The 14,923-nt window shown below is 75.0% G+C and carries 12 protein-coding genes; 1 reads left to right on the top strand and 11 read right to left on the bottom strand.

Going from position 1 to position 14,923, the window contains the following annotated elements; all coding sequences use genetic code 11:
- From EDD39_RS30255 to EDD39_RS30205, 11 genes are all read right to left on the bottom strand, one after another.
- A complete protein-coding gene (locus EDD39_RS30255) occupies positions 1-492 on the bottom strand; it encodes a DinB family protein (RefSeq protein WP_123562148.1) in 492 nt (163 codons plus the stop codon).
- A gap of 44 nt (positions 493-536) precedes the next feature.
- Positions 537-1,799, bottom strand: coding sequence for a phenylacetate--CoA ligase family protein (locus tag EDD39_RS30250; protein WP_123562146.1), 1,263 nt, complete (start codon positions 1,797-1,799; stop codon positions 537-539).
- 12 nt (positions 1,800-1,811) lie between these two features.
- Positions 1,812-2,651 carry an SDR family NAD(P)-dependent oxidoreductase gene (locus EDD39_RS30245; protein ID WP_123562144.1) on the bottom strand — a complete coding sequence of 280 codons (840 nt, stop codon included), beginning with the start codon at positions 2,649-2,651 and terminating at the stop codon, positions 1,812-1,814.
- On the bottom strand, positions 2,648-3,997 hold the full coding sequence (locus EDD39_RS30240) for an MFS transporter (protein WP_123562142.1): 1,350 nt from the start codon (positions 3,995-3,997) through the stop codon (positions 2,648-2,650). Before EDD39_RS30240 ends, EDD39_RS30245 begins: the two co-directional genes overlap by 4 nt.
- Positions 3,994-5,211 carry a phenylacetate--CoA ligase family protein gene (locus EDD39_RS30235; RefSeq protein ID WP_123562140.1) on the bottom strand — a complete coding sequence of 406 codons (1,218 nt, stop codon included), beginning with the start codon at positions 5,209-5,211 and terminating at the stop codon, positions 3,994-3,996. Before EDD39_RS30235 ends, EDD39_RS30240 begins: the two co-directional genes overlap by 4 nt.
- Positions 5,208-6,206: an ATP-grasp domain-containing protein gene (locus tag EDD39_RS30230; RefSeq protein WP_123562138.1), complete on the bottom strand. Its 999-nt coding sequence runs from the start codon at positions 6,204-6,206 to the stop codon at positions 5,208-5,210. The genes EDD39_RS30235 and EDD39_RS30230 overlap by 4 nt, the downstream gene beginning before the upstream one ends.
- Complete coding sequence (locus EDD39_RS30225; protein WP_123562136.1) at positions 6,203-7,627, bottom strand: KamA family radical SAM protein; 1,425 nt, start codon at positions 7,625-7,627, stop codon at positions 6,203-6,205. The genes EDD39_RS30230 and EDD39_RS30225 overlap by 4 nt, the downstream gene beginning before the upstream one ends.
- Positions 7,627-9,492, bottom strand: coding sequence for a class I adenylate-forming enzyme family protein (locus EDD39_RS30220; RefSeq protein ID WP_123562134.1), 1,866 nt, complete (start codon positions 9,490-9,492; stop codon positions 7,627-7,629). Before EDD39_RS30220 ends, EDD39_RS30225 begins: the two co-directional genes overlap by 1 nt.
- 105 nt (positions 9,493-9,597) lie before the next feature.
- A complete protein-coding gene (locus tag EDD39_RS30215; protein ID WP_244257362.1) occupies positions 9,598-11,031 on the bottom strand; it encodes a flavin monoamine oxidase family protein in 1,434 nt (477 codons plus the stop codon).
- Positions 11,028-11,315: an acyl carrier protein gene (locus EDD39_RS30210; RefSeq protein WP_123562132.1), complete on the bottom strand. Its 288-nt coding sequence runs from the start codon at positions 11,313-11,315 to the stop codon at positions 11,028-11,030. The genes EDD39_RS30215 and EDD39_RS30210 overlap by 4 nt, the downstream gene beginning before the upstream one ends.
- 290 nt (positions 11,316-11,605) lie before the next feature.
- On the bottom strand, positions 11,606-13,162 hold the full coding sequence (locus EDD39_RS30205) for an amino acid adenylation domain-containing protein (RefSeq protein ID WP_123562130.1): 1,557 nt from the start codon (positions 13,160-13,162) through the stop codon (positions 11,606-11,608).
- Between the two features lie 555 nt (positions 13,163-13,717).
- Between EDD39_RS30205 and EDD39_RS39925 the strand changes: the two genes are divergently transcribed.
- Entirely contained in the window at positions 13,718-14,911 is a 1,194-nt protein-coding gene (locus tag EDD39_RS39925) for a hypothetical protein (protein WP_162870251.1), read from the top strand.
- Positions 14,912-14,923 lie beyond the last annotated feature (12 nt).

Here is a 14,923-nt window from a genome sequence, read left to right as displayed (position 1 = left end):
TCACTCCCCGGTGGTGCCGTCGACGCGTTCGCGCAGCAGGTCGGCGTGGCCGTTGTGGCGGGCGTACTCCTCGATCATGTGGGTGACGACGTAGCGGAGGGTGAAGACCTCCTCGCGCCAGTGGACGGGGGTGTCGAGGGAGGCGGCGTCGTTGACGGTGGCGCGGGAGCGGGCGCACTCCTCGTGCCAGGTGCGGAAGGCCTCGTCGGGGTCGGCGGCGTCCACGTCGAACGCGGCGTCGCCGGGCCAGTGCGCGGGCGCCCCGTCGCCGTTGACGACGTTGCGGAACCAGCTGCGTTCGACCTCGGCGAGGTGCCGGACCAGGCCGAGCAGGGAGAGGCCGGAGGGCGGTACGGCCCGCTGCCGGAGCTGTTCGGCGGTCAGCCCGGCGCACTTCATCGCCAGCGTCTCGCGCTGGTACTGGAGGAACTCGGTCAGGGAGGCGCGGTCGTCGGCCACCCGGGAGGGCTCGGTGCGCTGAAGGTCGCTCATCGGACCATCATGCCAACCCGGGTGGCCGGAGGTCGGGCCCGGGATCAGTGCGCGGGGCGTTCGTCGATGACCTGGCGGAGTTTGCCGGTGCGGGGGTTGGTGGCGAGTTCGGAGCGCGGGACCCACTCCAGTTGCAGGGGGTGGATCGCGCCGATCGCGGTCTCGGAGACGTACGCGGGCCGGGCGTCGAGGACGGCCTGCCGGAGGGTCTCGGTGAGGGCGGCGGGGGGCGGGGCGGGGGTGGTGTGGCCGAGGCGGATGAGCAGGCCGTCGCGGCCGTCCCAGCGGCGTTGGACGAACTGCAGGCCGGTGATGCGGTGGTCGGGGTCGTGGGCGAGCAGGACGTCGCGGACGTCCTCGGTGGGCATGGTGACGATGCCGACCCGGGCGCCCTCGGTCGAGCGGCCGAGCAGGCGGAAGGTGGTGCAGGACGCGTCGGTCCATTCGGCGCGGTCGCCCGCCGGGTAGCGCAGGATCGGGACCAGGGTGCGGAACAGGTTGGTGACCACGACCCGGCCGGGCACGCCGGGTTCGGTGATCGGCTCGCCGGTGGTGTCGTCGACGAGCTCGACCACGGTGCGGTTCGGGAAGGCCCGGTGGACCCGCAGGTCGTCCCCGGCGGGCACCGGCCCGGCGACCAGCCCGGCGTCCACCGAGGCGTAGCCGATCGAGGAGAGCGCGGCGTTGGGGAAGGCGGAGCGCAGCAGCGGGCGCAGGTCGTTGAACAGGATGTCGCCGCCGAACAGGATCAACTCGACCTGCGGGGCCGGACGTTCCTGCTTGAGCAGGGTCTCGGCGACGGCGGACAGCTTCATCGGCTCGCCCGCCAGCACGTCCACGCCGAAGGAGTGGACCAGGTCGGCGACGTACTCGTCGGGCGCGGTGGCCACCGGCAGCCGGACGTTGTCGATCGGCGCGTGGTGCAGGGCGCCCTCGATGAACAGGAAGCCGCTGTAGAACTCGCCGGCCCGGAACAGGTTGGCGACCTTCTGCCCGGGCCTGAGCCCGGCGTCGACCAGTCCGGCGCCGAACGCGCTGACCGAGTCGACGTGCTCGGAGCGGGTCCACGGCGAGAACTTGGGCGCGCCGGTGGTGCCGCCGGACTTGTAGACGGCGGCGTCGGTGAGCGGCCCGGTCAGCAGCCGGTTGTCGGGCCACCGGTTGGCGGACCAGAACGCGACGTGGTCGATGACGGGCAGCTGGGTGAGCGAGGTGACGACGGCGGGCACGTCGCGGTACAGCTCGGCGTAGAACGGCGAGTGGCGCCGGGCGTGGTCGACGAGCGCGTGAAGGGGCAGTGCGGGCACGGTGGTTGCTCCTCAGGGCAGGGGGGTCAGGCCGATCCAGTCGTGGGCGAGCCGCTGGACGGCGGCGCCGTCGCGGTCGGCGAGCTTGGCGTCCAGGTAGGCCGCGGCCCACGGTCCGGTCGGGATCCGGAACGGCGGCCGCTCCTCGGCCAGCGCGCGCAGCACCGCCGCGGCGACCTCCGCGGCGGGCTGCCCGGCGCCGGCCCAGTGCGCGCCGATCCGGTCGCCGTAGGCGGCGAAGGTGTCCGCGTACGGGCCCGAAGCGGCCTGCACGGTACGGCGGTTGACGTCCGGGAAGATGCCGAAGCGGGTGTCGGGTACGTAGCCGGGCACCAGCACCGAGACCCGCACGCCGTGCGCGGCGGCGACCGGGGCGAGCGACTCCATGAAGCCCTCGACGGCGAACTTCGCCGCGCAGTACGCCTCGTTGAAGGGCTGGCCGACCACGCCGTGCACGCTGCCGATGGTCAGCAGCCGCCCGCCGGAGGCGCGCAGCAGCGGCATCGCGGCGCGCGAGACGGCGACGGTGCCGAAGAAGTTGACCTCCAGGTTGGCGCGCAGCGCCGCGCTGGTGGACATCTCCAGCGTCGGGTCGAAGTTGGAGATCCCGGCGTTGTTGACCAGCGCGTCGAGCCGGTCGATCCCGGCGAAGCAGGCCGCCACCGACTCCTCGTCGGTGACGTCCAGCCGCCGCACCTCGGCCCCGGGCGCGGCCTCCCGCAGCGCCCCGGCGCGCTCCGGGTCGCGGACGGTCGCCAGCACCGACCAGCCCGCCCGGTCGGCCGCCGCCGCGGTGGCCAGCCCGATGCCGGAGGAGCAGCCGGTGACCAGCAATTGCTGACGCTCCGTCACTTCGCGGCCTCCGCAGGCTCGGTGGCGCCGTCGGCGAGTGCGGTGGCGCCGTCGGCGGGTGCGGTCGGATCGCCGACCAGGTCGACGGCCTTCGGCAGGTCGGCGTCCATCCGGGACTGGATGCCGAGCGCGGGCAGGAAGGAGCAGGCGGCGAGCAGGGTGCCGCCGACCATGGTCCAGCGGGCCGCGTCCAGCACGCCGAGCGGGCCGGTGAGCAGCGAGACGGCGAGGCCGCCGGCCAGCGCGGCGAGCGGGATGACGCCCCAGGTGGCGGTGCGGAACGCGGCGTGCATGACGCCCTGGTGCTGCGCGGACATCCGGGACTGCCGGGCGGGCGCCGAGCACACGTTGATGCAGGACATGAAGAAGCCGTAAGCGCCCATGGTGGCGGCGATGACCGGCCCGGCGGGCAGCGCGGGCGCAGCCAGCACGCCCAGGCCGACCAGGCAGTGCAGCAGCAGCGCCCAGGCCAGCGTCCGTCCGATGCCGAGCCGTTCGCCGATCCGCGGGGCGACCAGCGCGCCCAGCAGCGCGCCGACCGCGCCCGCGGACATCGCGGCGCCGTACACGCCGACGGTGACGCCCAGGCCCCGGTAGGCGAGCACCGGCATCACGGTGACGAACACCGGGCCGCCGGAGTTGAGCGTGACGGCGGCCAGCACCACCCGGCGCAGCACCGGGTCCTGCCAGTTCAGCCGGAAGCCGAGGGTGAGCCGCTGCCACACCGAGCCCTGGGCGACGGTGGGCTGCCCCCAGGGCCGCATCCAGCGGAAGCAGGCCGCCGAGACCAGGTAGCTGGCGGCGTCCACCAGCAGCGAGGCCGCGCCGAGCGCCCCGTACAGGGCGGCGGCGATCGACGGCCCGGAGACCTCGGCGACCGAGCCGCTGCCCTCCAGCCGGGAGTAGGCGCGCACCAGGTGCGGCTGCTCGACCACCGCCGGGACGGCCACCAGGTAGCCGACGTTGAAGAAGATCGTCGCCCCGGAGACCGCCGCCACGCAGCAGAACAGCAGCGGCGTGGAGAGGAGGTCCAGCCAGTACGCGACCGGGATCACCGCGACCGCCGCCAGCCGCACCAGGTCGCAGGCGATCAGGGTGCGCCGCTTGTCCCAGCGGTCCACCAGGACGCCCGCCACCGGGCCGAGCAGCGGGATGCCCAGGTACTGGGCCATCGCGACGACGCCGACCTGGAACGCGGAGGCGTGCAGCACGAAGATCATCAGGGTCGGGACGACGAACACCGTCACCCGGTCGCCGACGTTGGAGACCGACTTGCCGAACCAGAACAGGTTGAAGCCCCGGCCCAGTTGCTCCGGCCTGCGCAGTTTCACGAGCCCTCGTCTCATGCTTCCTCCCGGACCACGAAGCCCGCGGTCTTCCCGGTGCGCTCGTTGCTGACCAACGCGTCCACCACCCGCACCCGCACCTGCTCCGGGTCGTGGACGAAGGCGGTGCTCAACGTGAAGGTCCCGGCCAGCAGTTCGCGCCGCAGCGCCTCGGCGCGGCCCGGCGGCAGCGCGCCCAGCACCAGGACGTCCACCGACTGGGCCCGGCCGCCCCGTTCGGTGACCAGCACCTGGGCCCGGCTGACGTCCGGCTCGCGCTCGACCCGGGCCAGCAGCTCGTCCACGTGCAGGCCCAGCCCGCGGACCTGCACCACGTTGTCGCGGCGCCCCAGCACCCGCATCGCCGGGCCCGGCCGCCCGCACGGGCAGGGGCCCAACTCGCCCGCGTCGCCGGTGCGGTAGCGCAGCACCGGGTTGAGCATCGCCGGGTCGAGCGAGGTGAAGTCCAGCAGCCCGCCGTCGCCGACGTGCACCAGCTGGTGCGGGAACGGGTGGAAGGTGTCGGCCGGGCAGTCGGGGGAGTTGGAGCCCACCACCCAGGTCTCGGTGGAGCCGAACATGCCGTGCCGGCGGGCCTTCGGCGCGACCGCCGCCAGGTCCTCCTCCAGCTGCGGCTGCCAGGCCTCGCCCAGCCACAACACCTTGCGCAGCGACGGCAGTTCGATCCCGGCGGCGCGGGCGTGCGCGAACCACAACCGCAGCACGCTCGGGGTCCCGCCGATCGCGGTGACCTTCCGGTCGGCCAGGAAGCCCAGCCACTGCGGGTACTCCTCGGCCGTCACCGACCCGAGCGCGATCACCCGGCAGCCGGACAGGTCGGCCAGGCCCGCCGCCAGGAAGTGCGCGCCCCACATCCGGCCCGCGCCCCAGGCGTTGACGAACACGTCGTCCCGCTCCAGCGGCCGCCAGTGCTCGAACACCTTCGCCATGTAGAACCCGGTCGGCGCGTAGCCGACCTTCGGTGCCCCGGTCGAGCCGCCGCTCTGGAACAGCCAGGTCGCGCCGTGCTCGGCGGCCGGCTCCAGGTGCGCCAGCGCGGTGTTCAGGTCGTCCTTGGCCAGCGGCGGCAGCGCGGCCAGCTCCGCCAGCGTCGAGGGCGCCGCCGCCTGCGCGTACCGGTCGCCGAACCCCGGTACGCCGCGCAGCAGTTCCAGCGTCCGGCGGGCCACCGCCAGGCCGTCCGCCGCCTGCTCCTCGGTGAGTGAGAAGGTCATCGCCGCACGCCCCCGTCCGCGACGAACGCCGCGTGCGCGTCCCGGTAGGCGGCGAACCGGGCCCGGGTCACCTCCCGCTGCACCGGCCGGGCCGGGTCGTCCAGGTCCGGGGCGATCACCCCGTCCGGCTCCAGCTCGGAGAACCAGAACCGCTCCCCGTCGTGCAGGAAGTCCACGCAGAAGAACGGGATCGGCAGCTTCTTGGCGAAGTAGGCCGTGGCGTCGACCAGTTCGGCCGGGACCTCGCAGAACTCCATCGACCCGCCGCGGCTGGCGTTCGCCACCGGCGAGCCCGCCTCCGGGGTGCGCCGCAGCGCCGCGACCGGACGCCCGTCGACCACGTACACCCGGTAGTCGACGGTGCCGTCCCCCAGGTACGGCTGCGCCACCAGCACGGTGTCGCCGCCCTGGGCCAGACTGGCCAGACCGCGCACGTCCTCCCGGGAGCGGGCCAGGCAGATCCCGCCGCCGCCGCACCAGCCGGACGGCTTCACGATCGCCGGGAAGGACAGGCCGTCCAGCGCCGCCTCGTACTGGTGCTTGGAGACGTCCCGCCCCGAGCCGATCCGCACCGACGGGACGGCCGGCACCGGCGAGTCGGCCAGGAACAGCACCGTCGCCAGCTTGTCGTTGCCCAGCAGCGACACCTGCGCCGGGAACGGCAGGTAGAACCCGGCCTGCTCCAGCACCGTGCAGAGCGTCAACTGGTTGAACACGTCCATCGACTGGTACGGCAGCGAGTACAGCGCGGTGATGAACAGGGTGTCCTGCGGCGTCACCCGCTCGCCGTCCACGTACACCCGCGGCCGGGCCGGGTCGGTGCCGTCCACCGTCACCGCCTCCGGCGCGTGCATCGTCCACGCCAGGCCCAGCTCGGCGGCGATCTCCGCGTACATGTCCCAGAAGTAGTGCTTCCACATCGCCCCGGACCGGCTCGACTCCCGGTCCGGGAAGATCCAGCACATCCGGCGCAACGGCGCCTGCGGCTCGCTCACTCGCTCTCCTCCAGCTCACTCGGGTCGAAGTTCCCCGCGGCACCGGCCCGTTCGGCCCACCAGGCCCGGCCCTCCGGCGGCAGGGTGTCCACCGGGTCGACGTACGGGTGCCGGCGGCCCAGCCCGTCCGGGCCGAACGCCCCCTCGCCGCCGCGCAGTTCGAGCCCGGTGCGGTAGTTCTTGGTCCAGTACGAGATGCCGCGCACCCGGTCGTAGCCGACCGCCTGGTGCACCCAGCGCTTGCCGACGTGCGGCACGTCCGCCACCAGCCGGGGCGTCGCGTAGCCCGGCAGGTAGCCGAGGATCGCCTCCTGCAGGCGCTGCGCGGCGGCCAGCGGCAGCCGCCAGTGCTCGGCGTTCGGGATCACGTCGCACAGGTAGAAGTAGTAGGGCAGCACGTTGGCCTCGCCCTGCAGCGCGAAGCACAGGTCGAGCAGCGCCTCCGGGCTGTCGTTCACGCCGCGCATCAGCACGCCCTGGTTGCGCACGTCCCGCACGCCCGCGTCCAGCAGCCCGCGGGCCGCCTCCGCGACCAGCGGGGTCACGGACGCCGCGTGGTTGGCGTGGGTGTGCACCGCCAGGTTGACCGAGCGCCGGGCCGCCAGCCGGGCCACCCGCTCCATCCCGGCCAGCACCTTCGGCTGCAGCCAGTGCTGGGGCAGGCCGACCACCGCCTTGCTGGCCAGCCGGACGTCCCGCACCGAGCCCAGCTCCAGCAGCCGCAGCAGGAACGACTCCAGCCGCGGCCACGGCACGTTCGCCAGGTCGCCGCCGGAGACCACCACGTCCCGCACCGACGGGGTGCGCTTGAGGTAGTCGAGCATCTGCTCCTCGCGGTCGGCCGGACGCAGCACCAGCCGGGCCTTGGCGACCTGCGGGGTGGAGCGGCCGACCAGGTCCATCCGGGTGCAGTGCCCGCAGTACTGCGGGCAGGTGGAGAGCAGCTCGGCCAGCACCTTGGTCGGGTAGCGGTGGGTCAGCCCCTCCACCACCCACATCTGCGCCTCGTGCAGCGAGTCCCGGGCCGCCAGCGGGTGGCTGGGCCAGGCCGGGTGCCGGTCCGAGCGCACCGGCAGCATGTAGCGCCGCACCGGGTCGGCCAGGAACGCCTCGGTGAACGAGGCCGGCACCAGCGGCGCCCCGACCGCCATGGTGTTCAGCATCTGCGGCGGCACCAGCACCGACATGGTGGCGAACTCCCGCTGGTCGGCCGCGAGTTCGTCGTAGAACCGGTCGGTCAGCAGCGGCCCGAACACCTGCCGCAGCTGCCGCTCGCCCTGCACGCAGTGCGAGCGCTGCCATTGCGCGTCCCGCCACTGCGCGGCCGTCACCTCCCGCCAGCCCGGCAGCCGCCGCCAGTCCGGTTCGACCAGCGGCTGCCGCACGTACTGGTACGGCTGCGGGGTGTCCTGGCGCCCCATCAGGAGACTCTCGGGGCGGGCGAGACGGCGGCCAGGGCGGCGGGCGAGACGGCAGCCGGGGCGGCGGGCGAGACGGCGGCCGGGGCGGCGGGCGAGGCGGGGGCCGGGGCGGCAACTGCGCCGACGGTCACTCCGGCGGCCACTCCGACGGCCACCCCGGCGGCCGGGCCGGTGAGCAGGCCGGCGTGCCGGGTGCGCAGTTCGCGCTTGAGCACCTTGCCGGTGGGGCCGAGCGGGAACTCCGCCTCGGTGCGGGCCACCCGCAGCGCGGCCAGCTCCGCCAGCCCGGCCCGGCCGAGTTCGGCGTTGACGGCCGCCAGCAGCCCGGCCTCGTCGGTGACCCCCGCCCCCTCCTGGAGCAGCACCACGGCCACCGGCCGCTGCCCGCCGGCCGGGTGCGGGACGCCCACCACCGAGCAGTCCCGCACCAGTTCGGCGCAGTCGGCGAGCAGCACCTCCTCCAGCGGCAGGCTGTACACCGGCCCGTCCAGGGTGTCGATCACGTCCACCGTCCGGTCCAGGTGGAAGAACCGGCCCTCGGCGTCCCGGTAGGCGACGTCGCCGGTCAGCCAGTACCCGGACAGGTGGAAGCTCGCCGTCAGCCGCTCGTTGTTCCAGTACCCCGGCGTGATCGAGGGCGCCCGCACCGCCAGCAACCCTGGTGTCCCGTCCGGGACTTCGGCGCCGTCCTCGTCCAGCACGGCGGCGCGCTCCACCACCTCGGACGGCCTGCCCACGCAGCGGTCGGCGCGCGCCGTCTCCGGCGAGGTGACCTGCCCGAACAGCGCCATGCCCATCTCGGAGGAGCCCAGCCCGTCCACGAACTGCGAACCGGGCAAAGCCGGTTGCCCCTCCTTCTCCTGCGGCAGCAGCCACGGCCTGACCAGCCCGGCCGGGCGCTCGCCGAGTTGCACCAGCCGCCGGACGTGCCCGTAGTGCGCGCTGTCGCCGGTGTTGAACCAGGAGTGCACCCGGGCCGCGCCCCGCACCGGCAGCTCGCCGGTCGCCAACTCGACGAAGGTGCGCGGGAAGGAGGCCACCATGGTCGGCTGGAACGCCTCCATCACCGGCTCCACCACCGAGCGCCGCCAGCCCGCCATCACCACCGTCGGCAGGCCCAGCAGGGTGGTGGTCAGGAAGTAGCTCAGGCCGCCCGCGTGGGTGTGCGGCATCAGCGACATCAGCCGGTCGGACGGCTCGGCCGGGAAGCGCACCATCCGCGGCTGCTTGCCCTCCCAGAACTGCCGGTGCGCCAGGATCGTCGACTTCGGGGTGCCGGTCGTCCCCGAGGAGTGGATCAGCGCCACCACGTCCTCGGGCGCGTGCCGGTACGGGTACCGCTCCGGCAGCGGCGCGGCCGCCGCGTCGAAGGACTGCACCTCGGCGGTCGGCGCCAGGAACCGGGGCCTGCGCTGCGGGTCCTGCCGGTACGCCGCGGCCAGCCGGGTGGTGTCGTCCGCGACCACCCCGACCACGCCGACGTGGTCCAGGTAGCGGACCATCACGTCCGGCCGCATCGCGTCGTTGACCAGCGCCGGGACGGCGCCCAGCGCGGTCAGCGCGAAGAAGTGCAGCAGCGGCTCCAGCCCCTCCGCGACCACCACGCCCACCGGCTCGCCCGGCCGCACCCCCATCGCGTGGTACCAGGCCGCGTACCGGTCGCGCAGCGCCACCAGGTCCAGCAGGCTGTGCCCGAGCAGCACCACCTGCCCGCGGTGGTCCAGCCGGTGGGCGAACGCGTACGGCACCGCCCGGTTCGGGTTCGCCTCGGCGGCCCGGTCGAGGAAGTTCCCCGCCCCGAGGTCCGGGTCGGTCATGAACCGCTCCCGGACGGGTAGCGGGGCGAGGGGTGTCTGGTCGCTCATGGGAGGTCTCCAAGCAGGACTGGTCGCCGGGCCCGCCCCCGTGGGGCGGACACCGGTCCGGGAAGAAGCCGGAAAGGCTTGAAAGCGAAGAGGACTGACTGGGCGTCAGTTTTCGAGCGGGGTGGAGGGAAGGTCGGCGGCGGGCCGGCCGGCGGCGTTCGGCCCGGCGGCGAGCAGGTCGGCGGCCGCCCGGCGGCCGGAGCGGACCGCGCCCTCCAGCAGGCCGAAGAACTCGGTGCTGGTCTCGGTGCCCGCGAACCGCACCCGGCCGTGCGGGGCGGTCAGCGTCGGCCCGAGCGCCGTCCAGTCGCCGGGGCCGAACAGCGCGGCGTAACAGCCCCGGCTCCACGGCTCGTTGACCCAGTCGGTGAGGTGGAAGCCGATCGGCTCGGGCAGCATCGGGAACAGCCGCCGGGCCTGGGCCAGCGCCGCCGCCCGCTGCTCGCCGGGTTCCAGCGCGGCGTAGCGGTGCGCCTCCGCGCCGGTGACGAAGCCGGTCAGCACGCCCGGCGAGCCCTCCGGCGGGGTGTCGTCCACCGTGGACAGCAGCGGGCCGGCCGCGTTCACCGACCAGCCGGACAGGCCGTGCGCCCGCCACACCGGCTCCGGGAAGACCAGGTTCAGCTTCACCGCGCAGCCCCGCTCGGTCCGCGACGCGGCCCGCGGCACCGGCAGCCCGGGCCGGTACCCGATCGCGTCCGCGAGCAGCGGCGGCACCGCCACCACGGCCGCCTCCGCCCGGTAACTCCCTTCCGGGGTGCGGACGGTGACCTCCGCTGCGGACTGCTCGACGGCCAGCGCCGGCTCGCCGGTGCGCAGCACCCCGCCGGCGTCCAGCAGCCGCCGGGCCAGCCGTTCGCACAGCCGGTGCGCGCCGCCCGCGACCCGGTCCTGCTGGGCGCCGCCCGCGAAGGCGTTCAGGTAGCGCAGGCCGCCGCCGGAGCGCAGGTAGAAGGCCATGTGCAGGACGGAGACCTTCGCCGGGTCGGCGGCCATCATCTCGCCGAGGAACAGCGGGAAGAACAACCTGGCGTCGGGGTGCGCGAGTTCGCGCTCGGCCCAGTCGGCGGCGGTCAGCGCGTCGAGCCGCTCGGCGTCCGGGGTCAGCCAGGGCGCGTCCGGGCGGACGGCCGCGGCCAGTTCCTCCAGCCGCTCGAACAGGTCGCCCAGGGCGACCGCGTTCAGCGGCGGGAACCGCCCGTCGGCGGTCGCGCCGTCGCCGTCGCCGTCCCGCAGCGCGAACCGGCTGGCCCCGGCCATCTCTGTCGGCACGGTCTTCAGATCGCAGGCGGCCAGCAGGGCGTGCAGCTCGGTGTGCCGGTCGCCCAGGTACGCGGCGCCCGCGTCGATCCACCGCCCGGGCGCCACCTCCAGGCCCCGGGCCCGCCCGCCGACCCGCTCCCGGGCCTCCAGCACCGTCACCCGCACCCCGTGCTCGGCCAGCTCCACGGCGGCGGTCAGCCCGGCCACTCCGGCGCCGACCACCAGGGCCGAACGCGGGGCGGCGGGCCGGGACGGGGTGAGCGCGGCGGCGCTCACCGGGCGGCCGGGAGAGCCGTGCTGACGCGGCCGGCCAGGCCCGCCGGGGTCGGGTCGGCGAGGAACTCCTCGAAGGTCAGTTCGACCCCGTGGGCGCGGGCCACCGCGCTCAGCACCCGGGTGGCGACCAGCGAATCCCCGCCCAGCAGGAAGAAGTTGCCGTCCGCGGGCACCTCGGCCAGCTCCAGGACGCGGCGGAACACCGCCGTCAGCGAGTCGAGCAGTTCCGCGCCGGAGGGGGACGGCGGGGCGGCGGGCGTGACGGCGGGCATGTCGAGGCTCATCAGGGGTCTCCTTCGACCGGTGCGGGGTGCGCGTGGTCCGGTGGTGCCAGCGGTGCGTGGTGCGCGGTGCTGTGCGTGGTCGGGTGGTGCGGAGTGCAGCGGTACGCGGTGCGGTGGTGCGCGGTGCGACGGTGCGGTGGGTGCGCGAGGTGGTGCGCGGTACGGCGGGGCAGCGGGACAGCGGGACAGCGGTGCTGCCGGGCGCCGGGCTCGCCGCGGGGAAAGGCGGCGGGCTCCGGCGGGACGGTTCGAGCGGGGTGTTTCAGCCGGGGTGTTCCGGTCGGGGCGGCTCAGGCCGGCGCGGCGGCCCCGGCGTGCAGGCGGTGCGAGGCGGCGCGGTCGATCTTGCCGCCGGCGGTGCGGGCCAGCTCGGGGACGACCGTGAGCCGGCTCGGGACGAGGTGCGCGGGCAGCGACTCCCGCAGGTGGCGCAGGAGTTCCTCGGCGGTCGGCGGCGCCGGGTCGGCGGCCCCGGCGCGCGGGACGACGTAGGCGACCAGCGCGGTGCGGCCGGCCAGGGTGGTCGCGGTGACGGCCGCCAGCCCCACCCGGGGGTGGGCGCCCAGTGCGGCCTCCACCTCGGCCGGGTCGACCCGGATGCCGCGGATCTTCACCTCGTGGTCGATCCGGCCGCGGTGGGTCAGCACCCCGTCCGGGCCCCGGGAGACCCGGTCGCCGGTGCGGAACCAGCGCCGGCCGGCCCGCTCGGTGAAGCGCTCCGCGGTGGTCTCCGGCAGCCCGGGGTAGCCGGTCGCCAGCGCGGCGCCGCCGATCAGCAACTCGCCCTCGGCGGTGAGCAGTTCCTCGACGTGCGGCAGGGCGCGGCCGATCGGCGCGCGCTCGGCCGGGTCCCAGCGGCGGCCCGGCTCCGGGGTGTCGGGGCCGAGCAGGTCCACCGCGTGGGTGATCAGGGTGGTCTCGGTGCAGCCGTAGGTGTTCAGCAGCCGGATCCGTCCGCTGTCCGCCAGCCGGCTCCAGTCCGCCAGCCGGGCCGGGTCGGCGGCCTCGCCGCCGATCACCACCAGCCGCAGACAGGAAGGGAGCTCGGCGTCCGGGCCGTCCTCGGCGAGGTGCAGCACCAGTTCGTGCCAGAACGCGGTGGGCAGGTCCAGCACGGTGACGCCGCGCCGCTCCACCGCCCGCAGCAGCCGGGGGAAGGAGGCCGAGTGCGCCTCCGGGTCGAACACCAGCCGGGCCCCGGCGGTCAGGGTCGGCAGGATCTCCTCGAAGCAGGTGTCCCAGTTCAGCGAGGCGAACTGCAGCACCCGGTCCTCGGGTCGTACGCCGAACAGTCCGCGCAGCGACCCGGCCACCGCCGAGATCGCCCCGCGCGGCGTCAGCACCGGTTTCGGCCGCCCCGTCGACCCCGAGGTGAACAGCAGGTAGGCGGGATCGTCCGGCCCGACGGTCACCGGCGGCCGCGGCCGATCCCCATCGGACCCCGCCGGTAACTCGCCCGCCCCGCCCACCGGTTCGAGGTGCGGCAGCCCGAGCGCGGCCGCCTGCCCGGCCGCCCCCACCAGTGCGGTGCACCCGGCCGCGGACACCATCGCCCGCTGCCGCTCCACCGGGAAGGACGGGTCCAGCGGGACGTACGTGCCGCCCGCCGCGAGGATGCCCAGCAGCGCGGTCACGGTCTCCGGCGCGTGCCGGGCGGACACCGCCACCGGGCCCGGCCGGTCACCCAGTGCATCCGCCAACCTGCTGGCGGACAAGGCGAGTTGAAGGTAGCTGAGGGTGCTTCCGGGAGAATCGAGCGCGACCCGTTCGGGCCATCGGAGAGCGGTTTCCGCGAACGCGTCGAACAGGTCGGGACCCGGTCTGTTGACGCCGCCTTTCTTTGACATGAGCGCTCCAAGAAAATGCCCAGAGGTGACCCGTCCGTGCTTCGGCGAACCGGGACTCTACCCCGCACCATCCGGCCCCACAATGGTTGTTGGGCGGACCGTTCGATGAATCCGTGCTCGACTCGTGAACGCCCGCCACCCGCCCCTTGATCACGTTCCGTGATCGCCGGAACCGGCCCGGTGCAGACCCGTGGCCACCCGACCCGCCCCGCCACCGCCCCATCCGGGCCCGGCGGGTGACCGTGCGTCAGCGAATCGACGCGCCGTTCCGCGGGCCGCCCGCGGGCTTCCCGGAAGCCGCCCGGAACGCGGCGGAAGGGCCCGTGCGGGCGATAGCCGCCCCGGCCGACAGAGTGTGCTTGGTGCCCGAACCTACTTTTCCCGGGTAAAGACCAGCCCTCGCATTCCCGGGGCCGGACGCAATCCCCGAAACCACCGTCCCCCTCGCCCCGGAACCCGTCCGCCCCCCGCCCCCGGAACCCGTTCCTCCACCGCCGTTCCGCCCACCCCCGCCCGCGGTGACGCGCCGTGACCGACGGCAGTAGCATCTCCCGGATGACGACCACCGCGCTGCTGGTCGACGCCGCCGTCCTCGGCTCGACCGCCGCCGCCCTGCTGCTCGCCCCCCGGGCCCTGCGCGCACCGACCGCGGACCGCGCACCGACCGTCGACCGGGCCTCCGGTCCCGATCGGGTACCGGTCCCCGGCCGGGGCGTGCGGCCGGAAATCCTGCTGGCCGCGGTGACCGGACTGCTCTACCTCAACCAACTGCTCTGCTCCGCCTACCTGGTGCGGGTGCACGGCGGCGACGCCGGGTACGTCACCCGCTACCTGCCGTCCGGATGGTTCGCCGAACCGACCGGCCACCCGGCGATCCGGGCGCTGGCCGCCCACCTGCCCGCCCCCCGGCTGTTCGCGCCGACGGTGCTGCGGGTCCAAGCGTTCCTCGAGCTGCCCTTCGTCCTGACCGCCTACGCGACGGTGCTGCACCGCCTCAGCCCCGCCCTGCTGCGCGCCACCATCGGCTCACCCGCGCTGGCGGCCGCGGCCGCCACCTCCTACACCCTGGTGTTCGGCGCCGTCGAATGGGGACTGCACAACCCGTGGACCGTCCAGGACGTGACGATCCGGGTGCTCTCCGCCCTGCTCACCACACCGCTGCTGCTCCGCGCCGCCCGCCGCGCACCCGGCCCCGAACGCCGGACCGACACCCTCGGACTGCTCAGGTTCACCGCCGAACTGTGGGCCGTCGGAACCCTGGTGATGGTCGTCTACGACACCGCCCTGCTCTACAACCTCCGCCACCTGCCCGCCCGCCTCCCCGAGGCCGCCCTCGCCCTCGCGGTCCTCACCGCCACCACCCGCGACCGCCGCCCGCCCACCACCCGGACCGGCCCCGGCACCACCGCCCTCGCCACCCTGCTCCGCCGCGCCCTCGCCCTGTTCCTGGTCCCCGCCCTCGCCGTCCGCTACGGCCTCGGCTTCGCGCACCCCCGACTCGCCGCCGCCGCAGCCCTCCTGACCGCCCTCGCCGCCCTCCACCACCCCCACCCCCGCCGAGCCGCCCGCCCCCTCCTCCTCGCCGCCCCCGCCGCCCTCACCACCGCCTACCTCGCCCTCCACCTCCACCACGACACCTACCCCGAAACCGCCCTCCTCCGCGCCATGGCCGCCCTCCCCGCCACCGCCACCCTCCTCCTCGCCCTCACCGACCGCCCGGCCCCGGCCCGCCGCAAACCACTCGGCTGACGCCCGGCCGGA

Origin of the sequence: Kitasatospora cineracea (assembly GCF_003751605.1) — a bacterium.
GTDB lineage: Bacteria > Actinomycetota > Actinomycetes > Streptomycetales > Streptomycetaceae > Kitasatospora > Kitasatospora cineracea.
Note: the sequence above shows the minus strand (reverse complement) of the source record. Positions and strands in the feature narration are given on the sequence as shown.